Raw genomic sequence first — 23,814 nt, forward strand, 5'->3', positions numbered from 1 at the left:
TATGTCGAAGTCTACTCACCGTTCCCGCCTGGCCCTGCGCGCCTGGCAACTCCTGCTGCTGGTCGTCATCCTGCTGGCCTGGCACTTCTTCACCCTGGACCCCAAGATCGCCTTCTTCTTCGGCCAGCCCTGGAGGTGATCAAGGTCATCTGGGCCTGGTTCGTGCCCAATGGCGATATCTACCTGCACCTGGGCGTCACCCTGAGCGAGACCTTGCTGGCCTTCGCGATCGGCACGGTGGCCGGCCTGGGCTGCGGCTTGTGGCTGGGGCTGTCGCCTCGCGCGGCGGCCCTGCTGGATCCCTACATCACCGCCGCCAACTCCATGCCGCGCGTCATCCTGGCGCCTATCTTCGGCATGTGGTTCGGCCTGGGGATCTGGTCCAAGGTGGCCCTGGCCGTCACGCTGGTGTTCTTCATCGTGTTCTTCAACGTGTACCAGGGCGTGCGCGAAGTCAGTTCCACGCTGCTGGACAACGCACGCATGCTGGGCGCCAGCCGCCGCCAGTTGCGGCGCCACGTCTCCATTCCCTCGGCCCCCAGCTGGGTGTTCTCCAGCCTGCACACCTCCGTGGGCCTGGCCTTCGTGGGCGCCGTGGTGGGCGAATACCTGGGCTCGGCCAGCGGGGTGGGCTATCTGATCCTGCAGGCCGAAGGCACGCTGGACGTGAACACCGTGTTCGCCGGCATCGTGGTCCTGACCCTCTTTGCCCTGGTGCTGGACGGCCTGGTCAGCTTGTTCGAAGAACGCATGCTGGCCTGGCGGCCCAAAGGGGGCGAGACGGAGAAGCTCTAGCGTTCGCCATGGCGCCGCATGAAAAAGACCGGCCCCGTCGTGCGATGGGGCCGGTTTGTGTCAGTTCGGTAAGGGCGGAGTTCAGCTCCGCTGCCGGGCCTGCTGGATCAGTGCGGCCAGCTTGATGGCGTCGGCCGTGAACAGGCGTATGCCTTCGGCCAGTTTTTCGGTGGCCATGGCGTCCTGGTTCAGCTCGGTGCGGAAGGCCACCTCGTTGCTGGCGCGCCATTCCGGGGCGGCGGCCTTGGCCCGGGCGACGCTCAGGGCGGGCGAGAGCTCGCCGTCGGCGGCGGCCAGCTGGCCCAGCAGCTCGGGGCTGATGGTCAGCAGGTCGCAGCCCGCCAGCGCCTGGATCTGGCCTATGTTGCGGAAACTGGCGCCCATGATCTCGGTGGGGATGTCGTAGGTCTTGTAGTATTCGTAGATGCTGCGCACCGAGCGCACACCCGGATCGTTCTCGCCCCGGTTGGCGTCCTCGTTCCAGTCGGCGCCGGCGGCTTTCTTGAACCAGTCGTAGATGCGGCCCACGAAGGGGAGATCAGCGTCACCTTGGCCTGGGCGCAGGCGACGGCCTGGGGCAGGGAGAACAGCAGGGTCAGGTTGCAGCGTATGCCTTCGGCCTGCAGGGCGCGCGCGGCCTGTATGCCTTCCCAGGTGGAGGCCAGCTTGATCAGGACGCGCTCGCGGTCCACGCCGGCGCGCTCGTAGTGCTGGATGATCTGGCGGGCGCGCTCGATGCTGGCCGGCGTGTCGAAGGACAGGCGGGCGTCCACTTCGGTGGAGACGCGGCCGGGCACGATGTCCAGGATCTGGCGGCCGAACGCCACCAGCAGCAGGTCGCTGGTCTCGGCCAGGCTGGCCTGCGGGTGGTCGGCGATGACGCGATCGAGCAGGGGCCGGTAGGCCGGCAGCTGGACGGCCTTCAGGATCAGGGACGGGTTGGTCGTCGCGTCCGTGGGGCGGAAGGCGCGCATGGCCTCGAAATCGCCGGTGTCGGCCACGACGGTGGTGTACTGGCGCAGGGATTCAAGCTGAGTCGTCATGTCTGTTGCAAGTCCATCTTAAAGCCATCAAGCCAATCGGCCACTGTAGACGATTTTGTGGCGAAACGCGCTTTTTTCAGTGTTTTTCCCGATTAACTTTCGGAAGAAGGGGGATTCGGCATATAATCAGAAGGTTTAATGTCAATTTCAGAACCGGGGTTTTTTAACGTGCTGCCGTCTTTATTTCCTGAGGAGTCCCGCACTATCACTAGTGCTATCCTAGCCCTGGCGGATGGAACCCTATTCAAAGGGGTGTCAATCGGTGCCGAGGGGCACTGCGTTGCTGAAATCGTTTTCAATACGGCCATGACGGGTTATCAGGAAATCCTGACCGACCCAAGCTACAGCGGGCAAATTGTTACGCTTACCTATCCGCACATCGGTAATACCGGTGCCAACCCGGAGGACTCCGAATCCACCAAGGCCCATGCTGCCGGGCTCGTGGTTCGCGACTGTCCTTCCCGCCTGTCCAACTTCCGCTCCACCCAGTCCCTGCCCGACTACCTGAAGTCGCAGGGCGTGGTCGCCATCTCCGGCGTCGATACCCGCAAACTGACCCGCATCCTGCGCGAGAAAGGCTCCCTGGGCGCCTGCATCATGGTGGGCGAGGACGCCGAGCGCGCGCTGGAGCTGGCCCGCTCCTTCAAGGGCATGCAGGGCCATGACCTGTCCAAGGTCGTGTCCACCACCGAGCGCCGCGACTGGACCGAAGGCTCCTGGGGGCGGGGGCAGGGCTTCACCCAGCCGGAAGCCGGCCGCTTCCGCGGGGTGGCCTACGTGTTCGGCGGGAAGGCCAACATCCTGCGCCTGATGGCCGACCGCGGCTGCAAAGTCACCGTGGTGCCCGCCCAGACGCCGCTGGCCGACGTGCTGGCCTACCAGCCCGACGGCGTGTTCCTGTCCAACGGCCCCGGCGATCCGGAGCCCTGCGACTACGCCATCGAACGCCTGCCGCGGCCTGCCCGAGCGCAAGCTGCCCGTCTCCGGCATCTGCCTGGGCCACCAGATCCTGGGCCTGGCCGTGGGCGCCAAGACCCTCAAGATGAAGAACGGCCATCACGGCGCCAACCACCCCGTGCAGGAACTGTCCAGCGGCCGCGTGTTCATCACCAGCCAGAACCACGGTTTCGCGGTGGACGCCGATACGCTGCCGGCCAACGCCAAGGTCACGCACATCTCCTTGTTCGACCAGAGCCTGCAGGGCTTCGAGCTGACGGATCGCCCCGCGTTCTGCTTCCAGGGTCACCCTGAAGCCACGCCCGGACCGCGCGATATCGCCTCGCTGTTCGACAAATTCATCAGCCTGATGGCTGCCCACCAGGCCGAAAAAGCCGCGTAAGATCACTATCGCACCATGCCAAAGCGTTCAGACATAAAAAGTATTCTCATCATTGGCGCGGGCCCGATCATCATCGGTCAGGCCTGCGAATTCGACTATTCCGGTGCCCAGGCGTGCAAGGCCCTGAAAGCGGAAGGCTACCGGACCGTGCTGGTCAACAGCAATCCGGCCACCATCATGACCGACCCCGACACGGCCGATGTCACCTACATCGAGCCCATCACCTGGCAGGCGGTCGAAAAAATCATCGAAAAAGAGCGTCCTGACGCGCTGCTGCCCACCATGGGCGGCCAGACCGCGCTGAACTGCGCCCTGGATCTGGCCAAGCACGGCGTGCTGGATAAATTCGGCGTCGAGCTGATCGGCGCCAACGCCGCAGCCATCGAGAAAGCCGAGGACCGCCTGAAGTTCAAGGACGCCATGACCTCCATCGGCCTGGAGTCCGCCAAGTCCGGCGTGGCCCACAGCATGGATGAAGCCTGGGCGGTGCAAAAGCGCATCGCCGAGGAAATCGGCACCTCCGGCTTTCCCGTCGTGATCCGCCCCAGCTTCACGCTGGGCGGCACGGGCGGCGGCATCGCCTACAACCCCGAAGAAATCGAGACCATCTGCCGTCGCGGCCTGGAAGCCTCGCCCACCAGCGAACTGCTGATCGAGGAATCCCTGCTGGGCTGGAAGGAATTCGAGATGGAAGTGGTGCGCGACCGCGCCGACAACTGCATCATCGTGTGCTCCATCGAGAACCTGGACCCCATGGGCGTGCACACGGGCGACTCCATCGCCGTGGCTCCCGCCCAGACGCTGACCGACCGCGAATACCAGATCATGCGCAACGCCTCGATCGCCGTGCTGCGCGAGATCGGCGTGGACACCGGCGGCTCGTACGTGCAGTTCGCCGTCAATCCCGACAACGGCCGCATGATCGTCATCGAGATGAATCCGCGCGTCTCCCGTTCCTCGGCGCTGGCTTCCAAGGCCACGGGCTTCCCCATCGCCAAGGTCGCCGCGCGCCTGGCCGTGGGCTACACCCTGGACGAGCTGCGCAACGAGATCACCGGCGGCGCGACCCCGGCCTCGTTCGAGCCCACCATCGACTACGTGGTCACCAAGGTGCCCCGTTTCGCCTTCGAGAAATTCCCCCAGGCCGACTCCCGCCTGACCACCCAGATGAAGTCCGTGGGCGAAGTCATGGCCATCGGCCGCACCTTCCAGGAATCCTTCCAGAAAGCCCTGCGCGGCCTGGAAGTGGGCGTGGACGGCCTGAACCAGAAGACCACCGACCGCGAAAAACTGCAGGTCGAGCTGGGCGAGCCCGGCCCCGAGCGCATCTGGTATGTGGGCGACGCCTTCGCCCAGGGCTTTTCCCTGGACGAAGTGCACAGCTTGACCAAGATCGACCCCTGGTTCCTGGCCCAGATCAAGGAAATCGTGGACATCGAGCTGGCCCTGGAACAGAAGACGCTGGCCGATCTGGATCGCGACACCCTGTTCGGCCTGAAGCGCCGCGGCTTCTCCGACCGCCGCCTGGCCTTCCTGCTGGACACGGTGGAATCCGAAGTGCGCAAGCTGCGCCACCAGCTCAACGTGCGCCCCGTGTACAAGCGCGTGGACACCTGCGCGGCCGAATTCGCCACGAACACCGCCTACATGTACTCCACCTACGAGGAAGAGTGCGAATCCAACCCCACCGACAAGAAGAAGATCATTGTCCTGGGCGGCGGCCCCAACCGAATCGGCCAGGGCATCGAGTTCGACTACTGCTGCGTGCACGCCGCCCTGGCGCTGCGCGAGGATGGCTATGAAACCATCATGGTCAACTGCAATCCCGAGACCGTGTCCACCGACTACGACACGTCCGACCGCCTGTACTTCGAGCCCCTGACGCTGGAAGACGTGCTGGAGATCGTGCACACCGAAAAACCCGTCGGCACCATCGTGCAGTACGGCGGCCAGACGCCCCTGAAGCTGGCCCGCGCCCTGGAGGCCAACGGCGTGCCCATCATCGGCACCAGCCCCGAGTCCATCGACGTGGCCGAAGACCGCGAACGCTTCCAGAAGCTGCTGACCAAGCTGGGCCTGCGCCAGCCGCCGAACCGCACCGCACGCACGGAAGGCGAGGCCATCGCCCTGGCCGCCGAGATCGGCTATCCGCTGGTGGTGCGCCCCAGCTACGTGCTGGGCGGCCGCGCCATGGAGATCGTGCACGAGCAGCAGGACCTGGAGCGCTACATGCGCGAAGCCGTGAAGGTCAGCAATGACTCTCCCGTGCTGCTGGACCACTTCCTGAACAACGCCACCGAAGTGGACGTGGACTGCCTGGCCGACGGCGAGCGCGTGTTCGTGGGCGGCGTGATGCAGCACATCGAGCAGGCCGGCGTGCACTCGGGCGATTCCGCCTGCAGCCTGCCTCCCTATTCGCTCAGCGACGAGACCGTGGCCGAAATCAAGCGCCAGACGGCCCTCATGGCCAAGGCCTTGAACGTCAAGGGGCTGATGAACGTGCAGTTCGCCATCCAGGACGGCGAGGTCTACGTGCTGGAAGTCAATCCGCGCGCCTCGCGTACCGTGCCCTTCGTGTCCAAGGCCACCGGCCTGCAGCTGGCCAAGATCGCCGCGCGCGTGATGGCCGGCGAGACCCTGGCCCAGCAAGGCGTCACCGAAGAAGTCACGCCGCCTTACTACTGCGTCAAGGAAGCCGTGTTCCCCTTCGTGAAGTTCCCCGGCGTGGATACCATCCTGGGGCCTGAAATGAAGTCCACCGGCGAAGTCATGGGCGTGGGCGCTTCCTTCGCCGAGGCCTTCGTGAAGTCGCAGATGGCCGCCAGCGTGCGCCTGCCCGACAGCGGCCTGGCCTTCATCAGCGTGCGCGCCCAGGACAAGCCGCAGGCGGTCGAAGTGGCTCGCGGCCTGGTGTCGCTGGGCTTCAAGGTGGTCGCCACGCGCGGCACGGCCGCCGCCATCGAGCAGGCAGGCCTGCCCGTGCAGGTGGTCAACAAGGTCACCGAAGGTCGCCCGCACATCGTGGACATGATCAAGAACGGCGAAGTCGCCCTGGTCATCAACACGGTCGAAGAGCGCCGCAACGCGATTGCCGATTCGCGTACAATCCGTACTCACGCCCTGGCTGCTAATCTTGCCTACTACACCACCATTGCCGGTGCGGTGGCGGCGGTCCAAGGCCTGCAGTATCTGCGCCATGGCGATGGCCTGAAGGTTTACGCGGTCCAGGAGCTGCACGCTTCGCTCGCTGAACACTAAGGCGCATCAGGCCGGAAGGGCGCACCCGCAGGTGCGCCCTTTTTTTTGCCGCCGGGCCGCCCCAAGGAACAAAGCCCCCTTGGGGGATGAGCCCGGACATAGTACAGTCCCTGCGGACTGTACTATGCCTGGCGAATCCGAGCGGCCTGCCTGCCGCGAGGCGGACAGCAAGCAGGCATCGGCCTGCGCAGCGTGGGGGCTTTTTTGCCGCCGGGCCGCCGGAACGCCGGACCGCCCAAGGCAAAAATCGCCCCCCTCGGGGGGCAGCAAGCAGGCATCAGCCTGCGCAGCGTGGGGGCTTATTATGGAGATCATGTCGTGAAGTGGTTCATTCTTGCCTTGTTCATCGCATGCACGCTGGTCGTGCATTTCAGGGGTCGGGTGCGGCATCGCTTTTCCCGCCAGGTGCTGGATCACTCCACCTTCACGGCGCCGCTCAACTGCTTCATGTACGCCTTCTCGGCCGTGCCCAACAAGCCCTACCTGGACCTGGAGAACTTCCCGGAACTGAAGGTGTTGCTGGAGCGCTGCGACGAGATCCGCGCCGAAGCCGAGCGTCTGTACGGCGACGGCCACATCAAGGCCTCGGACAAATACAATGACGCCGGTTTCAATTCCTTCTTCAAGACCGGCTGGAAGCGCTTCTACCTGAAGTGGTATGACGCGGACCATCCGTCGGCGCGCGAACTGTGCCCGGTCACCACCAGCCTGCTCAAGGACATTCCATCCATCAAGGCGGCCATGTTCGCCTCGCTGCCGCCGGGCAGCCGCCTGCCGCGCCACCGCGATCCCTATGCCGGCTCGCTGCGTTTCCACATGGGCCTGATGACGCCCAACAGTCCGGACTGCTACATCAATGTGGACGGCCAGTCCTACTACTGGCGCGACGGCCAGGCCGTCGTGTTCGACGAGACGTTCATCCATTATGCGGAGAACAAGTCCGACCAGAACCGCATCATCCTGTTCGCGGACGTGGAGCGCCCCATGCGCTATCGCTGGGCGCAGGCCGTCAACCACGCCGTGGGCGGGTTCCTGCTGCGCGCCGCGGCGGCGCCCAACCAGGAAGGCGACCGCACCGGCGGCATCAACCGCATCTTCGGCGCCGTCTACGCGGTGCGCCGCTTCGGCAAGGCCATCAAGAAGAAGAACGAGACCCTGTACTACGTGCTCAAATGGGCGCTGGTGCTGGGCATTCTGGCCCTGATCTTCCTGTGATCATGCTTATGCACGCAGGCCTCGCCGTCGGCCGGGCGTCTCTGCGCCGGCTTCCCCGTCCGCGCACCGGTTTGCGGGAGCGTTGAGCCATGTTGTCGGTCTTCATCACCGGCGCCAGCAGCGGACTGGGGCGCGCCCTGGCCCGGGAGTACGCTGCGCAGGGCGCGCGCCTCGGCCTGCTGGGGCGCCGCCTGGACGAGCTCCAGGCCCTGGCGGACAGCCTGCCCGGCGAGCATCGCGTCTATGCCGTGGACGTGCGCGACCGCCATGCCCTGCATGAGGCGGCCGACGATTTCCTGGCTTTCTGTGGGCGAAAAGTGGACGTGGTGATCGCCAGCGCCGGCATCAGCGCCGGCACCCTGACCGAGGAGCGCGAGGACTTCGCCGTGTTCAAGGCCATCCTGGACACCAATCTGCTGGCCATGGTGGCCACTTTCGAGCCATTCGTCGCGCCCATGAAGGCGGCTGGCGGCGGCGCCCTGGTGGGCATCGCCAGCGTGGCCGGCATACGCGGGCTGCCCGGCGCCGGAGCGTACAGCTCCTCCAAGGCGGCCGTCATCGCCTATTGCGAAAGCCTGCGCCTGGAACTGGCGGGGCAGGGCATACGCGTGGTCACCATCGCGCCGGGATACGTGCGCACCGCCATGACCGCCCGCAATCCCTATTCCATGCCGTTCCTGATGCCGGCCGACGCCTTTGCCCGGCGAGCCGTCAAGGCCATCGCGCGCGGCGCATCCTATCGAGTCATACCTTGGCCCATGGGCGTGGTTTCGCGCCTGATGCGCCTGCTTCCCAACTGGCTGTACGACCTTCTGGCGCGCAATGCGCCGCGCAAGCCCCGCCAGCCCCAGGATTCCTGATTCCCATGCTGCAACCTTTGTTCAAAGGCTTCATGCTGAGCCTGGCCATGATCGTGGCCATCGGCGCCCAGAATGCGTTCGTGCTCAAGCAGGGCCTGCTGCGCCGCCATGTGCTGCCTGTCGTACTGATCTGCGCCCTGTCGGACCTGCTGTTCATCATCATGGGGGTCATGGCGGTCGGCGCGGTCATCGCGGCGCGGCCCTGGCTGGCCCTGACACTGACGCTGGGCGGGGCCCTGTTTCTGCTGGCCTACGGTGCCCGATCCTTCCATTCCGCCCTGCGCTCGCAAAGCAGTCTGGAATTGCTGGACGGACAGGGCGGGGCGGGCTTGTGGGCCACCATTCTGGCCACCCTGGCCGTCACCTACCTGAATCCGGGCGTGTACCTGGACACGCTGCTGATCATAGGCGGCCTGGGCGCGTCGTTCTCGGCCGAGCAGAAACCCTGGTTCGTGCTTGGCGCCGCCTTGTCATCGGCCTTGTGGTTCTTCGGCGTGGGTTTCGGTGCGCGTCTGCTGCTGCCGCTGTTCAGGCAGCCGCGCGCCTGGCGCATGCTGGAGCTGCTGATCGGGGTGATCATGTGGTCCATCGCCTTTCCCCTGCTGTGGCAGGCGGTGGGCCTGGCGCGCTCACTGTAGGCCGCCGGACGGCGCGCTACGGCGCCTCGTCCAGGGCCTGTTCCAGATGGGGCAACTGCCCCCAGGCCCGAGTCGTCCAGTTCAGGGCCGGATCGATGCTGAAATAGTTCAGGCTGGTGTTCAGGATGGCGTGGGCGCGCTTGGCGTTCAGCGCCTGGCCGTTCAGGCGCCGCCAGACCATGTCGATGACCCCGCCATGGGCGAAGACCAGCAGGTTCTTGCCGGGATGCCCGGCAGCCAGCTTCTCGAAGCAGCCCAGCACGCGGGCCTGGAACTGGCGCAGGGACTCGCCGCCTTCCACGGCGTAGTCTATGTCCACCGTGTTGCCGGGCTGGTCGGGGCCGTGGCGCCCCGCAGCGTCCCAGGGCTGGCCTTCCAGCACGCCGAAGCCGCGCTCGCGCAGCCCTGCATCCGTCTGCACGGGCAGGTCCCAGTGGCGGCAGGCCAGGCGCGCGGTTTCCGATGCGCGGCGCAGGTCGCTGCTGAATACGGCGTCGACCCGCATGTCGAAGGCGGGAGAACTCAGGTGGCGCTGCAGGGCGTGGGCCTGCTGCAGTCCCGTTTCATTCAGTTCTATGTCCTGCCAGCCCTGCAGGCGGCGGACCGCGTTCCAGGCTGTTTCGCCGTGGCGTATCAGGCAGATGGACGTGTTCATGATCAGGGTCATCAAGAGAAAGAGTTGCATCGGGCCAGCCGGGGCCGGCGCTGCTTCCATTGTAGTGCTTGCGGCATGGGGAACCAGAAGGGCATGCGTATACCGCATATAGCCGCCGGGACCGGCCAGTGTTGCATCAGACGCTGCATGTGCGGCAAAAGAAGCGCCGCACCGCGTTTTTTGCTGTCTAGCTCAGCCGTTCATGTCTAAAATTATGCCTCGACGAACCGGCCCTGATCCGCCGACCGGGATGGCTCATGGAGGCCGCCCGGGTTCGTCCGTCCCGTTTTCTTCCTTTCTGGAATTTCCTTTTATGTCTCAGTCCTACTTCCCGCGCTGGCGCCGCGTGTCCGGCAGCGAGCCGGGTACGGTGGTGCAGCCCGACGAGTGTCTGGCCACGCCGCAGAATATCGCCATGGGCGCGCAGCACGTGGTGGCCATGTTCGGCTCCACCATCCTGGCCCCCTTGCTGATGGGTTTCGATCCCAATCTGGCCATCCTGATGTCCGGCATCGGCACCCTGATCTTCTTCGTCTTCGTGGGCGGGCGCGTGCCCAGCTACCTGGGCTCGAGCTTTGCCTTCATCGGCGGGGTGATCGCCGTCACGGGCTACGCGGGCAGCGGCGCCAACGCCAACATCGGCGTGGCGCTGGGCGCCATCATCGTCTGCGGCCTGGTCTATACCTTGATCGGGCTGCTGGTCTGGATCTTCAACGCCCGCACGCGGGGCGGGGCGGCGCGCTGGATCAACCACTGGATGCCGCCCGTCGTGACCGGCGCCATCGTGGCGGTGATCGGCCTGAACCTGGCGCCCATCGCCGCCAAGGGCGCCATGGGCGGGGGCACGTTCGATTCCCTGATGGCCCTGATGACGGTGCTGTGCGTGGGCGGCATCGCCGTGTACACGCGCGGCGTGGCGCAACGCCTGTTGATCCTGGTGGGCCTGATCGCGGCCTGCGTGCTGTACTGGGTGTTCACCAACGTCATGGGTTACGGCACCCCCATCGATTTCAGCGCCATCGAGCAGGCGGCCTGGCTGGGCCTGCCCACCTTTTCCTCGCCCGTCTTCGAAGCTCACGCCATGACGGTCATCGTGCCCGTGGCCATCATCCTGGTTGCAGAGAACCTGGGGCATATCAAGGCGGTCAGCGCCATGACGGGCCAGGACCTGGACGGCTACCTGGGCCGGGCCTTCGTGGGCGACGGCGTGGCCACCATGGTCTCGGGCGCCGTGGGCGGCACGGGCGTCACCACCTATGCCGAGAACATCGGCGTGATGGCGGCCACCCGCATCTATTCCACGCTGGTCTTCGCCTTCGCGGCCGTGATCGCGATCTTTCTGGGCTTCTCGCCCAAGTTCGGCGCCGTCATACAGTCCATTCCCGGCCCCGTGCTGGGCGGCATGTCGGTGGTGGTGTTCGGCCTGATCGCCATCTCCGGCGCGCGCATCTGGGTGGTCAACCAGGTCGACTTCAGCGACAACCGCAATCTGCTGGTGGCCGCCGTCACCCTGATCCTGGGCGCCGGCAACTTTTCCTTGCAATTTGGCGTGATCCGCCTGGACGGCATCGGTTGCGCCACCTTCGGCGCCATCATCCTGCATGCGCTGTTGCGGGGCCGCCGCGCCGCAGCGGGCTGAGGCGGCCTGCGCGCCGCATACCGGGTCCGCCCGACCGTGACGGACTCGGCAAAACCCCGCGATGCGCGGGGGCTTGCTATTTCCTGACAGTTTGCCGACAATAGCCCTCACAGTCCCGGTTCTTTGCGGGACTTGTTTTGCCGCGGGGCCGCCGGAACACCGGATCGCTCAAGGCAAGAACGCCCTTCGGGGGCGGAAAGCAGGCCTTGGCCTGCGCAGCAGGGCATACGCCCCTATCACCGGTTCTCCCTATCTTCCAGGCGCTCCCGCTGCGGAGCGTCTTTTACTTGTTGAGCAGGAATATTATGTCTGCGATTCCATTGACTGCGCAGGGCGCCCAACGTTTGCAAGTCGAATTACACCGCCTCAAGACGGTAGAACGTCCTGACGTCATCAACGCCATCGCCGAGGCGCGCGCGCAGGGCGACCTGTCCGAGAACGCCGAGTACGACGCCGCCCGCGAGCGCCAGGGCTTCATCGAAGGCCGCATCAGCGAACTGGAAGGCACCTTGTCCAACGCCCAGATCATCGAGCCGTCCACGCTGCAGGCCGACGGCCGCGTCGTTTTCGGCGCCACGGTCGAGATCGAGGACCTGGAGTCGGGCAACACGGTCACGTACCAGATCGTGGGCGACGTCGAGGCCGACATCCGCGCCAACAAGATTTCCATCTCGAGCCCCGTGGCGCGCGCCCTGATCGGCAAGTCCGAAGGCGACGTGCTCGAAGTCAAGGCGCCGGCCGGCATCCGCGAATACGAGATCATCGGCATCAGCTACATCTGATGCCCGGCGGTCCTGTCCGCCGCCTTCGGGGCGCGCCCCGAAAAGAAAGGCCCCTGCACATTCTGCGGGGGCCTTATAATTTATGAAGTCGGGCGGTCAGCGCTTGCCGGACGACAGTCCGCGACGGGCGCCCGCCTTCAGGGACATGGCGCTGCCCGGGCGACGGGTGGCGCTGCGAGGAGCCGCCGGCTTGACCGCGGCGAATTTCTGCACGCTGCGGGGAGCGGCGGTCGACTTCTTTTCCTGGGTGCTGCTGCGTTCCGATTTCATTTCGGCGCGTCGGGCCCGTTCCGAACTGCGGGTGCGCTTGACGCCCGATGCCGCCAGTTTCTTGGGGGTATAGGGCTCGGAAGGCTTGCGTACGGCGCGAGTGGGCTTTTCTGGAACGCCGAACACGGACGGGCGTTCGGGATTGGGCTTGTAGATGGTCAGCATCTTGCCCAGGTGATGGACCGCGGCGGCGTCCAGCGCGTCGCAGATGCGTTCGAGCATTTCCAGGCGAGCTTCGCGGTCGTCGCCGGCCACACGGATCTTGATGAGCTGATGGGCCTGGAGGTGCACGCTGATTTCCTTCAGCACGGCCTGCGTCAGGCCGTTGTCGCCGATCAGGACGACAGGGCGCAAGGCGTGAGCAGCAGCACGAAGATCGCTGCGCTCATGGGGTGTAAGGTTGAGTTTTGGCATAAAGAGATTGTACGGGAATGGCCAAGAAAAAATTCTCTAAAGATTGGGTTCATCAGCATATAAATGACCCCTACGTCAAACTGGCGCAACAAAAAGGGTATCGCGCGCGCGCGGCCTTCAAACTGAGTGAAATCCTGGATCTGGAGAAGATTCCTGTCAAGGGCAAGGTGGTCGTGGACCTGGGCTCCACGCCGGGCAGCTGGTCGCAACTGGTGCGCGAGCGCATGGTGGGGCCCGGCGGGGTGCTGGACGGGCGCATCATCGCGCTGGACATCCTGGAAATGGAGCCGATCGCAGGGGTCGAGTTCATGCAGGGGGACTTTCGCGAGGACGAAATGCTCGAGCGCCTGCACGCCAGCCTGGACGGGGCGCCCGTGGACCTTGTAATTTCAGACATGGCCCCCAACTTGTCTGGTGTGGCCTCGGCCGATTCGGCCCGCATCCAGCATCTGTGCGATCTGGCGCTGGAATTCGCCACGGAGCATCTCACTGCGGACGGCGCGCTCATCGTCAAGGCGTTCCACGGTAGTGGTTTTTCCCAGATCGTCGAATCTTTCAAGCAGAAATTTGTCAGAGTGGTGGAACGCAAACCCAAGGCGTCGCGCGATAAATCCGCCGAGACTTTTCTGGTTGCCCGGGGTCTGAAGGCCAGGTAATTTATGACTTGCCGGTCTCGGGATCGGGTAGAATGAACTAAGTATGGCGCTTGTTCAGGTGTGTGTCAGCATATTTGGCAAGTTATCGCAATCGCAGGAGATTGGCTTTGAACAACTCGTTTTCCAAAGTCGCGATCTGGATGGTCATTGCGCTGGTGCTGTTTACTGTTTTCAAGCAGTTCGACGGCCGGCCGGCAACCACCGATGGCGTCACGTACACGCAATTCATGAACGATGCGCGCGCCGGCCGCATCACCAAGGTGGACATTCAGGGCGATACCCTGCACGTCACGCCCGACTCCGGCCGCAGCTACACGCTGACCTCGCCGGGCGACCTGTGGATGGTGCCCGAGCTGGTCAAGTCCGGCGTGCAGGTTTCGGGCAAGGCCCGCGAAGAACCTTCCTTCCTGACCAGCCTGTTCATCTCCTGGTTCCCCATGCTGCTGCTGATCGGGGTCTGGGTGTTCTTCATGCGCCAGATGCAGGGCGGCGGCAAGGGCGGGGCGTTCAGCTTCGGCAAGTCGCGTGCGCGCCTGCTCGATGAAAACTCCAATCCCGTCACCTTCGCCGACGTCGCCGGCTGCGACGAGGCCAAGGAAGACGTGCAGGAACTGGTCGACTTCCTGCGCGATCCGTCCCGCTTCCAGCGTCTGGGCGGCCGCATCCCGCGCGGCATCCTGATGGTCGGTTCGCCCGGCACCGGCAAGACCTTGCTCGCACGCGCCATCGCCGGCGAGGCCAAGGTGCCGTTCTTCAGCATTTCCGGCTCCGACTTCGTGGAGATGTTCGTGGGCGTGGGCGCCTCGCGCGTGCGCGACATGTTCGAGACCGCCAAGAAGCAGGCTCCCTGCATCATCTTCATCGACGAAATCGACGCCGTGGGCCGTCAGCGCGGCGCCGGCCTGGGCGGCGGCAACGACGAACGCGAACAGACTCTGAACCAGTTGCTGGTGGAAATGGACGGCTTCGAAACCGGCCAGGGCGTGCTGGTCATCGCCGCCACCAACCGTCCCGACGTGCTCGACCCCGCGCTGCTGCGTCCCGGCCGCTTCGACCGCCAGGTGGTGGTCGGCCTGCCCGACATCCGCGGCCGCGAGCAGATCCTGAAAGTGCACATGCGCAAGGTGCCGCTGGCTCCCAACGTGGATCCCGTGGTGCTGGCCCGCGGCACGCCCGGCTTCTCCGGCGCCGACCTGGCCAATCTGGTCAACGAGGCCGCCCTGTTCGCCGCCCGCCGCAACGGCCGCACGGTGGACATGCAGGACTTCGAGCGCGCCAAGGACAAGATCATCATGGGCGCCGAGCGCCGCACCATGATCATGCCCGAGGAAGAACGCCGCAACACGGCCTACCACGAAGCCGGCCACGCGCTGGTGGCTTGCATGCTGCCCAAGACGGACCCCGTGCACAAGGTCACCATCATCCCGCGCGGCCGCGCCCTGGGCGTGACCATGCAACTGCCTGAAGGCGACCGCTACAGCATGGACAAGGAACGCCTGCTCAACATGATCGCGGTGCTGTTCGGCGGCCGTATCGCCGAAGAGGTCTTCATGAACCAGATGACCACCGGCGCGTACAACGACTTCGAGCGCGCCACGCAGATCGCCCGTGACATCGTCACCCGCTACGGCATGACCGATTCGCTCGGTCCCGTGGTGTATGCCGAGAACGAAGGCGAGGTGTTCCTGGGCCGCAGCGTCACCAAGACGACGCACGTGTCCGAGGCCACCATGCAGAAGGTGGACTTCGAGATCCGCAAGATCATCGACGAGCAGTACGGCGTGGCCCGAAAGCTCATCGAGGACAACCGCGACAAGATGGAAGCCATGGCCAAGGCCCTGCTCGAATGGGAAACCATCGACGCCGACCAGATCGACGACATCATGAAGGGCCTGCCTCCACGGGCGCCCCATGTGCCCGGCGGCGACAACTCTCCGTCCGACGGCTCCACGCCACCGGCCACGGGCGCCAGCCCCACCGGCGACAAGGGCACGGCCGCGACGACTCCTGTTTAACTTCTCATAGGCATTGCCTATTTCATGAATCACTCCGAGTGGTCTTGTGGGCGCTTCCAGCTTGGGCTGGAGCGCCCTTTGGTTATGGGGATCGTGAATGTCACGCCCGATTCCTTCTACGACGGCAACCAGCATGCCGATCTGCCGCGGGCGCTGGACCACGCCCATCAATTGATCGCCGAAGGCGCCGATATCCTGGACATAGGCGGGGAATCCACCCGGCCGGGCGCCGAACCCGTGTCCCTGGAGCAGGAAATGGAACGCGTCATTCCGCTGGTGGAGGCCTTGCGCTCCACCGGCGTGGCGCTGTCGGTGGACACCTTCAAGCCCGAGATCATGCGCGCCAGCCTGGCCGCCGGGGCCGACATCATCAACGACATCTATGCACTGCGCATGCCCGGCGCGCTGGAGGCCGTGCGCGATTCGGACTGCGGCCTGTGCATCATGCACATGCAGGGCGAGCCGCGCACCATGCAGAAGGAACCGCACTACGACAACGTGTTGACACAAGTTCGTGACTTTTTGCAAGAGCGCTGTGACCATTTGCAGCAGCATGGCGTGGATTCCAGGCGTATCATGCTGGATCCTGGTTTTGGCTTCGGCAAGACGGCCGCCCATAATTACCAGTTGCTGCGCGGCCTGGAGCAGGCAGGAGTGCCCGGCTACCCCTGGCTGATCGGCCTGTCGCGCAAGTCCATGATCGGGCATGTCACCGGCAAGCCGGTGGATCAGCGCCTGATCGGTAGTCTGTCGGCAGCCCTGGCCTGCGTGGCCCGGGGTGCGAAAGTTGTCCGTGTCCATGACGTTGCCGCGATGCGAGAAGCCCTGGACGTCTGGAATGCGGTTGAACATGGAGTCTCTGAATGAGCGATCGGAAGTATTTCGGCACCGATGGTGTCCGTGGTGAAGTAGGCGGTCCAACCATCAATCCCGAATTTGCCCTGCGCCTGGGCTACGCCGCCGGCAAGGTGCTGGCCGGCCAGCACCAGGGCAAGGGTCGTCCCACTGTCGTGATCGGCAAGGACACCCGGATTTCCGGCTGCATGCTGGAGTCCGCGCTGGAAGCGGGCCTGTCGGCCGCGGGCATCGACGTGCTGCTGGCCGGTCCCGTGCCCACGCCCGCCGTCGCCTACCTGACGCGCACCTTGCGCCTGGCCGCCGGCATCGTCATCTCCGCTTCGCACAATCCGTATTACGACAACGGCATCAAGTTCTTCTCGGCCCAGGGCACCAAGCTGCCCGACGAGGTCGAACTCAAGATCGAGCAGGCCATCGACGAGCCCATGCAGTGGGTCAAGTCCGAGTCGCTGGGTCGCGCCCGCCGCCTGGCCGACTCCGCCGGCCGCTACATCGAATTCTGCAAGAGCACCTTTCCCAACGAGCTGGACCTGAACGGCCTGAAGATCGTGGTGGATGCGGCGCACGGCGCCGCCTACAACATCGCCCCGCACGTGTTCCGCGAGCTGGGCGCCGAAGTGGTGGCCATCGGCGTGCAGCCGGACGGCTTCAATATCAACAAGGAAGTGGGCGCCACCTATCCGGAACGCCTGGCCGAGGAAGTGCGTACTCACGGCGCGGACCTGGGCATCGCCCTGGACGGCGACGCCGATCGCCTGCAGATGGTGGATGCGGACGGCCGCATCTACAACGGCGATGAACTGCTGTACCTGATCGTGCGCGATCGCCAGCAGACCCAGACCGTGCAAGGCGTGGTCGGCACCTTGATGACCAATTTCGGCTTCGAGAAAAGCATGCGCGAGCTGGGCATTGCGTTCGAGCGCGCCAAAGTGGGCGACCGCTATGTGCTGGAGCTGATGCAGCAGCGCGGCTGGCTGTACGGCGGCGAAAGCTCGGGCCACCTGCTGTGCCTGGACTGGCACACCACGGGCGACGGCATCATCGCCGCCCTGCAGGTACTGACGGCTTTACGCCACAGTAGCAAGACCTTGTCCGAGCTGCTGAAAGATCTCAAGATGTATCCCCAGATCATGGTCAACGTACCGCTGCAGCCGGGCCAGGACTGGCAGAGCCATGCAGGCCTGCAGACGGCCAGGAAGCAGGTGGAAAGCCAGCTTGGCGATCGCGGCCGGGTGCTGATCCGGGCCTCGGGCACCGAGCCCAAGCTGCGCCTCATGGTAGAGGCCGAGGATGCTGACCTGGCTCAATCGGGAATTGATGCTCTACTTGCAGTGGATTTAACGAAATAGTAATTTGACTATCAAAAACCTGAAACATTGCTTGTGCATCATGCACTAAAGTTTTTGGAGTCACCACGATGCTAGATCTTGAGCGTGCACGATCCGCGGCTGACCTGGCCAATACCTGGGCCGGTCACACCGTCGGAGGATTGGCTTTGCGTCTGGCTCGCACAGACGAAGAGCTTGAAATCCTGCAGCGCCTGCGGTTCCAGGTTTTTACCGAGGAAATGAACGCGGTCTTCCCGGACCAGCATACGGGCCTGGACACGGACCGTTTCGACCAATGGTGCGAGCATTTCATGGTGACCGAGCCGGAAAGCAACCGGGTCATCGGCACCTACCGGCTGCTGACGCCTGAAAAGGCCAAGCTGGCGGGCGCCTACTATTCGGAGTCCGAATTCGACATCGGGTCCCTGGACGCCTTGCGGCCCAGCCTGGTCGAGGTCGGACGCTCGTGCATCCATCCGGACTACCGGAACGGTTCGGCCATCATGATGCTGTGGGGCGGCATTGCCGCGCTCATGCGCATGGGAGGCTACCGCTATCTGCTGGGCTGCGCCAGCGTCAGCCTGCGCGATGACGGCGTGACGGCGGCCGAAGTCTGGCGCGTGGCCCGAAAGTCCATGCAGGATCATCCCGAGGTCCCGCAGGTGCGGCCCTTGAACCGCTATCCGATAGAACGCCTGGACAGCGACCTGCCGGCGCGCATCCCGCCGCTGATCAAAGGCTATCTGAAGCTGGGGGCCACCATTTGCGGCGAGCCGGCCTGGGACCCGGACTTCAACACGGCGGATTTCCCCGTGCTGCTGGACCTGCATGCCATGGACGAGCGCTACAAGCGGCACTTCGGCCTGGCCTGATCCGCTCCCCGTCGGGCTGCTCGTCTGGACGGACGAAAAAAGCGCATCCCAGGATGCGCTTTTTTTGTCTGGCTTTGCAATCAGGCCAGTTCCAGGCTCAGGTCGTTATGGTCGGTCTGCCAGGCCTGTACCTCGGCCTGCAGCGAGGCCTGCGACAAGGGGTGCGTGGCCATCCAGCCGGCGTTCTGGCGGATCAGCACTTTCTTGCCCTGCAGTTCGATGTGCAGGGGCAGGGTTTCCATGTCCTCGCGGCGGCGCATCAGGATGACGGCCAGGCGCAGGCTGAGCAGGGTCAGCCACCAGGCGTTGCTGGTCTCGAAGCGCTTGAGCTTGCCCAGCTTGCCCTGGTGGCCCAGGCTCAGGAAGCTGAGCATGGCCTGGTCGTCGTTGGAGAAGCCGGGCATGTCCGCATGCTCCAGCACATAGGCGGTGTGCTTGTGGTAGTCGGCATGGGCGATGCTCAGGCCGACTTCGTGCAGGTCGGCGGCCCAGCCGAGCTGACGGGACAGCTCCTGCGTCTCGGGCGAGTCCGGCAGGCGCAGTTCGCGGAACAGGCTCAGGGCCGCTTCGCGCACGCGATGCGCCTGGCGGGTGTCCACGTGATAGCGCTTGATCATCTGCTGCACGGTCTGGGCCCGCTGGTCGCGCTCGGAATCGCGGCCCAGCATGTCGTACAGCACGCCCACGCGCAGGGCGCCTTCGCCGGGCATCATCTGGCGTATCTTCAGTTCCTGGAAGGCCGCCATCATGATGGCCAGGCCTGCCGCCAGCACGGGCGCGCGGTGCGGCTTGACGCCGTGCAGCGTGCGCATGTCCACCTTGCCGTCCTGGACCAGACGCTTCTTGAGCAGTTCCATGCCTTCCAGGGTGATCCCCTTCTTGGACATGCCGTTTTCCTGCAGGATGGCGATCAGGCCCTTGGCCGTGCCCGAGGAGCCGTAGGCTTCCTGCCAGCCGGTCTTGCGGTACTGGCGGGTGATGCCTTCCAGCTCGCGGCGCGCGGCCAGGATGGCCTTCTGCATGCGCTCTTCCGTAATGACGCCATCGGCAAAGAACTTGTCGGTGTAGCTGACGCAGCCCATGTACAGGGAGGACAGCAGCATGGGCTTGAGGCCCTTGCCGATGATGACTTCCGTGGAGCCCCCGCCGATGTCTATCATCAGGCGGCGGTTGGGGGAGGGCGGCAGCTCGTTGCTGATGCCCGAGAAGATCAGGCGCGCTTCTTCGTGTCCCGAGATCACCTCGATGGGAAAGCCGAGCGCTGCTTCGGCCGCGGGCAGCACTTCGCTGAGGTTGCGCGCCACGCGGAAAGTGTTGGTGGCCACGGCGCGTACGCGGTTGGGGTGAAAGCCCAGCAGGCGCTCGTTGAAGCGCTTGAGGATGACCACCGCGCGTTCGATGGCGTCCGGGCTGATGCATTTGTCGGCGCCCATGCCGGCGGCCAGCCGGACGGATTCATTCAGGCGGTCTATCGCGTAAATCTGGGCGTGGCCGTTGTGCTGGACGACGCGCCCGATGGACAGGCGAAAGCTGTTGGAGCCGAGATCCACGGCGGCGAGAAGTTGTTCCATGAGGAATCGCTGAGGATGAATACTGTGCGATTATAAGGACATTAATCGTGTGTTTTGTTACATAACCCGGAAAATTCGCAAAAGATACGCAATCGGCTCCTCCACCCACCGCGCTTCCGGCTTTCAAGACGGCGGGTTGGGACACGCGCCTGCGCCGCCGTGGCCGTGGATCGCCTCTCGTTCATAGAACAGTAATATTCATGTAGTAAAAGTCTGTCGATCCTTTCCTCCTCTGTTGGACAACGACCTCACCATGCTGCCTTCTCCCGATTCAACTTTGCTCAATCGCGAACTATCGCTGCTCAAGTTCAACGAGCGTGTTCTGGCCATGGCCGAGAACCCGAGCACGCCCTTGCTGGAGCGCTTGCGCTACATCTGCATCGTCAGCTCCAATCTGGATGAGTTCTTCGAAATCCGCATCTCCAGCCTGAAGGAGCAGATCCACCAGAATCCGCACCAGATCGGCGACGACGGCTTTCTGCCCCTGGAGGCCTTCGAGCGGGTGCAACTGGCCACGCACCAGCTGGTGGAGCGGCAGAACAGCCTGCTGATGCAGACGGTGCTGCCCATCCTGATGGAGGAGGGCATAGGCCTGCTGCTGCCCGCGCGCTGGACCGAGGCCCAGCGCGAATGGGCCTACCAGACCTTCCAGCGCGACGTCATGCCCCTGCTCACGCCCATCGGGCTGGACCCGGCGCACCCGTTTCCGCGCGTCTACAACAAGAGCCTGAACTACATCGTGGCGCTCAGCGGCGAGGACGCCTTCGGACGCAGCGGCACCATCGCCATCGTGCAGGCGCCGCGCGCCCTGCCGCGCGTCATCCGCGTGCCGGACGACATCGCCGGCATCCCGCAGGGCTACATGATGCTGACCTCGCTCATCAGCGTGTTCGTCAACGAGCTGTTCCCCGGCATGGACGTCAAGGGCTGCTATCAGTGGCGCGTCACCCGCAACAGCGACCTGTTCGTGGACGAGGAAGAAGTCACCAATCTGCGTTCGGCCCTGCAGGGCGAACTGTCGCAGCGCAATTTCGGGGCGGCGGTGCGCCTGGAGATCGACCAGTCCATGCCCGAAAGCCTGGAGCGCTTCCTGCAGAGCGAGTTCTCGCTCGAAGGGCCGGACACCTACCGCGTGCGCGGGCCGGTCAATCTGTCGCGCCTGATGCAGCTGTGCAATGCGCCCGACCGCCCGGACCTGCTGTTTCCGGACTACCGCGCGCCCATCCCGGCGCCTTTCGACGCCTCCTTCGACCATCCCGCGCAGTTCTTCGCGGCGATCGCCCGCAAGGACCAGTTGCTGCATCACCCCTACCAGTCCTTCCAGCCCGTGCTCAGCTTTCTGCGGGCCGCGGCGGCCGATCCGGCCGTGGTCGGCATCAAGCAGACCATCTACCGCACCGGCGAGGATTCCGAGCTGATGAACATCCTGCTGTCGGCCGCCCGGGCGGGCAAGGAAGTGACGGTGGTGGTGGAGCTGATGGCGCGCTTCGATGAACAGACCAACATCAACTGGGCCGCCAAGCTGGAAGAAGTGGGCGCGCACGTCAGCTACGGCGTGGTGGGCCACAAGACCCACGCCAAGATGGCCCTGGTGCTGCGCCGCGAAGAAGGCTGCATACGACGTTACGGGCACCTGGGCACGGGCAACTACCACCCGCGCACCGCGCGCCTGTATACGGACTTCGGGCTGATCACGGCCAACCAGGACATCTGCGAGGACATGGACAAGGTCTTTTCCCTGCTGACGGGGCTGGGCGCCTGGCGGCCGCTCAAGTTGCTGCTGCAATCCCCCTTCACGCTGCACGACAGCATGATGGCGCGCATCCAGAAGGAGACCGAACACGCCCTGGCCGGCAAGCGCGCCCGCATCATGGCCAAGATGAACTCCCTGCTGGAGCCCAGGATCATCCAGGCCCTGTACGATGCCAGCCAGGCAGGCGTGAAGGTGGATCTGGTGGTGCGCGGCGCCTGCGCGCTGCGCGCGGGCGTGCCGGGCCTGTCCGAGAACATCCAGGTGCGCTCCATCATCGGGCGCTTCCTGGAGCATTCGCGGGTGTTTTATTTCCACAACGAAGGGCAGGAGGATGTATTCATTTCTTCGGCCGACTGGATGGACCGCAACTTCTTCCGCCGCGTGGAACTGGGCGTGCCCGTGCTGGACAAAAGCCTGAAGAAGCGCGTCATCTCCGAGGCCTTCACCTTCGCGCTGCGCGACAACCAACTGGCCTGGAAGGCCAATTCGGACGGAACCTACAGCCGCATCCGCAGCCGCCGCACCCCATTCAACCTGCACCAGTTCCTGATGCACCGCCTGGGCGGGGCGTGAAAAGACTTCATTGTCACGAACATGTCATAAAGGCTGTTTAACATGTCGTCACATACAGGGTGGGCCTGTCTCTGACTATCATCAAGAGGATTTCTCGATGTTGAAACGTGTATTTAACAAGGTAACCATTGCTCTGGCCTTCAGCGCATTCGCAGCATCCGCCACGGCCGCCGACATCACCGGCGCGGGCGCTTCCTTCCCATACCCCATCTACGCCAAATGGGCTGCTGAATACGCCAAGCAAACCAACAATCGCGTGAACTACCAGTCCATCGGCTCGGGTGGCGGTCAGCAGCAGATCATCGCCAAGACGGTCGACTTCGGCGCCTCCGACGACCCCATGAAGGGCGAAGTGCTGGAAAAAGAAGGCCTGATCCAGTTCCCGGCCGTGATCGGCGGCGTGGTGCCCGTGGTCAACATCGAAGGCATCGAGCCCGGCAAGCTGAAGCTGTCCGGCAAGGTCCTGGGCGACATCTACCTGGCCAAGATCACCAAGTGGGACGACCCGGCCATCAAGGCCCTGAACCCCGACCTGAAGCTGCCCAGCAAGGACATCGTGGTCGTGCACCGCTCCGACGGTTCGGGCACCACGTTCGGCTGGACCAACTACCTGTCCAAGGTTTCGCCCGACTGGAAAGCCCAGGTCGGCGAAGGCAAGGCCGTCAAGTGGCCCACCGGCCAGGGCGGCAAGGGCAACGAAGGCGTCGCCGCCTACGTGCGCCAGCTGAAAGACTCCATCGGCTACGTCGAGTACGCCTACGCCAAGCAGAACAAACTGTCCTGGACGCAACTGCAGAACAAGGACGGCCAGTTCGTGCAGCCCGGCCAGGCCAGCTTTGCCGCCGCCGCCGCCAACGCCGACTGGAAGAGCGCGCCCGGCATGGGCGTGATCCTGACCGAAGAGCCCGGCGCCGAATCCTGGCCCATCACCTCGGCCACGTTCATCCTGATGCACAAGTCGCAGGACAAGCCCGAAAGCGGCAAGGCCGTGCTGGACTTCTTCAACTGGGCCTTCGAGAACGGCGCCAAGTCCGCTGAAGAGCTGGATTACGTCGCCCTGCCCAAGGACGTGACGGATCAGATCAAGGCCGCCTGGGCTGCCGAGATCAAGACCAAAGACGGCGCTGCGATCTGGAAGTAAGATTCGTGTTCAAATACAGGTCAGTTGTAAATTGATCTCCCGAGACGGCCCACCGCTAGGTGGCGCCGTCTTTGTTATGTAAAAATTACGGTTTTGTCTTGAACGTACGGCGCATTCAGCGGCTTCCGGCGACAGTCCG

General features: G+C 64.4%; 16 protein-coding genes and 3 pseudogenes. 15 read left to right on the plus strand and 4 right to left on the minus strand.

Features of this window, described 5'->3' with window-relative positions:
• The first annotated feature begins 1 nt into the window (after position 1).
• Positions 2 to 795, plus strand: a pseudogene (locus ACWPWO_RS04680) (ABC transporter permease).
• 81 nt (positions 796 to 876) lie between these two features.
• Here the strand turns inward: ACWPWO_RS04680 and tal are convergent.
• Positions 877 to 1,838: pseudogene (tal, locus tag ACWPWO_RS04685) on the minus strand (transaldolase).
• 168 nt (positions 1,839 to 2,006) lie between these two features.
• Between tal and carA the strand changes: the two are divergent.
• The 5 genes and pseudogenes from carA to ACWPWO_RS04710 all read left to right on the plus strand — a co-directional run bounded on the left by carA (position 2,007) and on the right by ACWPWO_RS04710 (position 9,148).
• Positions 2,007 to 3,177, plus strand: a pseudogene (gene carA, locus ACWPWO_RS04690) (glutamine-hydrolyzing carbamoyl-phosphate synthase small subunit).
• Positions 3,178 to 3,192: 15 nt separating this feature from the next.
• Positions 3,193 to 6,435 carry a carbamoyl-phosphate synthase large subunit gene (gene carB / locus ACWPWO_RS04695; protein WP_454004771.1) on the plus strand — a complete coding sequence of 1,081 codons (3,243 nt, stop codon included), beginning with the start codon at positions 3,193 to 3,195 and terminating at the stop codon, positions 6,433 to 6,435.
• Between the two features lie 318 nt (positions 6,436 to 6,753).
• On the plus strand, positions 6,754 to 7,650 hold the full coding sequence (lpxO, locus tag ACWPWO_RS04700; RefSeq protein WP_454004773.1) for a lipid A hydroxylase LpxO: 897 nt from the start codon (positions 6,754 to 6,756) through the stop codon (positions 7,648 to 7,650).
• A gap of 89 nt (positions 7,651 to 7,739) precedes the next feature.
• A complete protein-coding gene (locus ACWPWO_RS04705; protein ID WP_394064599.1) occupies positions 7,740 to 8,510 on the plus strand; it encodes an SDR family oxidoreductase in 771 nt (256 codons plus the stop codon).
• Between the two features lie 5 nt (positions 8,511 to 8,515).
• The gene (locus ACWPWO_RS04710; RefSeq protein ID WP_394064601.1) at positions 8,516 to 9,148 is read left to right on the plus strand and encodes a LysE/ArgO family amino acid transporter; all 633 of its coding nucleotides are present in this window, start codon (positions 8,516 to 8,518) and stop codon (positions 9,146 to 9,148) included.
• A gap of 16 nt (positions 9,149 to 9,164) precedes the next feature.
• Here the strand turns inward: ACWPWO_RS04710 and ACWPWO_RS04715 are convergent, their stop codons facing one another.
• Positions 9,165 to 9,833, minus strand: a complete 669-nt coding sequence (locus ACWPWO_RS04715; RefSeq protein ID WP_454004776.1) for a histidine phosphatase family protein — start codon at positions 9,831 to 9,833, stop codon at positions 9,165 to 9,167.
• A 283-nt stretch (positions 9,834 to 10,116) separates the two neighbouring features.
• Between ACWPWO_RS04715 and ACWPWO_RS04720 the strand changes: the two genes are divergently transcribed.
• Complete coding sequence (locus ACWPWO_RS04720; protein WP_454004778.1) at positions 10,117 to 11,442, plus strand: solute carrier family 23 protein; 1,326 nt, start codon at positions 10,117 to 10,119, stop codon at positions 11,440 to 11,442.
• 305 nt (positions 11,443 to 11,747) lie between these two features.
• Positions 11,748 to 12,224, plus strand: coding sequence for a transcription elongation factor GreA (gene greA / locus ACWPWO_RS04725; RefSeq protein ID WP_454004780.1), 477 nt, complete (start codon positions 11,748 to 11,750; stop codon positions 12,222 to 12,224).
• Between the two features lie 96 nt (positions 12,225 to 12,320).
• Here greA and ACWPWO_RS04730 read toward each other — a convergent pair whose 3' ends face one another.
• The gene (locus ACWPWO_RS04730; protein WP_454004782.1) at positions 12,321 to 12,908 is read right to left on the minus strand and encodes a YhbY family RNA-binding protein; all 588 of its coding nucleotides are present in this window, start codon (positions 12,906 to 12,908) and stop codon (positions 12,321 to 12,323) included.
• Between the two features lie 17 nt (positions 12,909 to 12,925).
• Between ACWPWO_RS04730 and ACWPWO_RS04735 the strand changes: the two genes are divergently transcribed.
• The 5 genes from ACWPWO_RS04735 (at position 12,926) to ACWPWO_RS04755 (ending at position 18,637) form a co-directional block, all read left to right on the plus strand.
• Positions 12,926 to 13,564, plus strand: coding sequence for an RlmE family RNA methyltransferase (locus ACWPWO_RS04735; RefSeq protein ID WP_454004784.1), 639 nt, complete (start codon positions 12,926 to 12,928; stop codon positions 13,562 to 13,564).
• A 107-nt stretch (positions 13,565 to 13,671) separates the two neighbouring features.
• The gene (gene ftsH / locus ACWPWO_RS04740; RefSeq protein ID WP_454004786.1) at positions 13,672 to 15,579 is read left to right on the plus strand and encodes an ATP-dependent zinc metalloprotease FtsH; all 1,908 of its coding nucleotides are present in this window, start codon (positions 13,672 to 13,674) and stop codon (positions 15,577 to 15,579) included.
• A gap of 24 nt (positions 15,580 to 15,603) precedes the next feature.
• A complete protein-coding gene (gene folP, locus ACWPWO_RS04745) occupies positions 15,604 to 16,446 on the plus strand; it encodes a dihydropteroate synthase (RefSeq protein WP_454004788.1) in 843 nt (280 codons plus the stop codon).
• Positions 16,443 to 17,786 carry a phosphoglucosamine mutase gene (gene glmM, locus ACWPWO_RS04750; RefSeq protein ID WP_454004790.1) on the plus strand — a complete coding sequence of 448 codons (1,344 nt, stop codon included), beginning with the start codon at positions 16,443 to 16,445 and terminating at the stop codon, positions 17,784 to 17,786. The genes folP and glmM overlap by 4 nt, the downstream gene beginning before the upstream one ends.
• A gap of 68 nt (positions 17,787 to 17,854) precedes the next feature.
• Positions 17,855 to 18,637, plus strand: a complete 783-nt coding sequence (locus ACWPWO_RS04755) for a GNAT family N-acetyltransferase (protein WP_454004792.1) — start codon at positions 17,855 to 17,857, stop codon at positions 18,635 to 18,637.
• An 80-nt stretch (positions 18,638 to 18,717) separates the two neighbouring features.
• On the opposite strand, the gene ACWPWO_RS04760 is transcribed toward ACWPWO_RS04755, so the two are convergent.
• Positions 18,718 to 20,208, minus strand: a complete 1,491-nt coding sequence (locus ACWPWO_RS04760; RefSeq protein WP_454004794.1) for a Ppx/GppA phosphatase family protein — start codon at positions 20,206 to 20,208, stop codon at positions 18,718 to 18,720.
• A 253-nt stretch (positions 20,209 to 20,461) separates the two neighbouring features.
• Here ACWPWO_RS04760 and ppk1 point away from each other — a divergent pair, with 253 nt between their 5' ends.
• Together ppk1 and pstS are read left to right on the plus strand one after the other, a co-directional pair.
• Positions 20,462 to 22,534: a polyphosphate kinase 1 gene (ppk1, locus tag ACWPWO_RS04765; RefSeq protein ID WP_454004796.1), complete on the plus strand. Its 2,073-nt coding sequence runs from the start codon at positions 20,462 to 20,464 to the stop codon at positions 22,532 to 22,534.
• A gap of 97 nt (positions 22,535 to 22,631) precedes the next feature.
• A complete protein-coding gene (pstS, locus tag ACWPWO_RS04770) occupies positions 22,632 to 23,675 on the plus strand; it encodes a phosphate ABC transporter substrate-binding protein PstS (protein ID WP_454004798.1) in 1,044 nt (347 codons plus the stop codon).
• Positions 23,676 to 23,814 lie beyond the last annotated feature (139 nt).

The sequence above is a fragment of the Alcaligenes sp. Marseille-Q7550 genome, assembly GCF_965112015.1.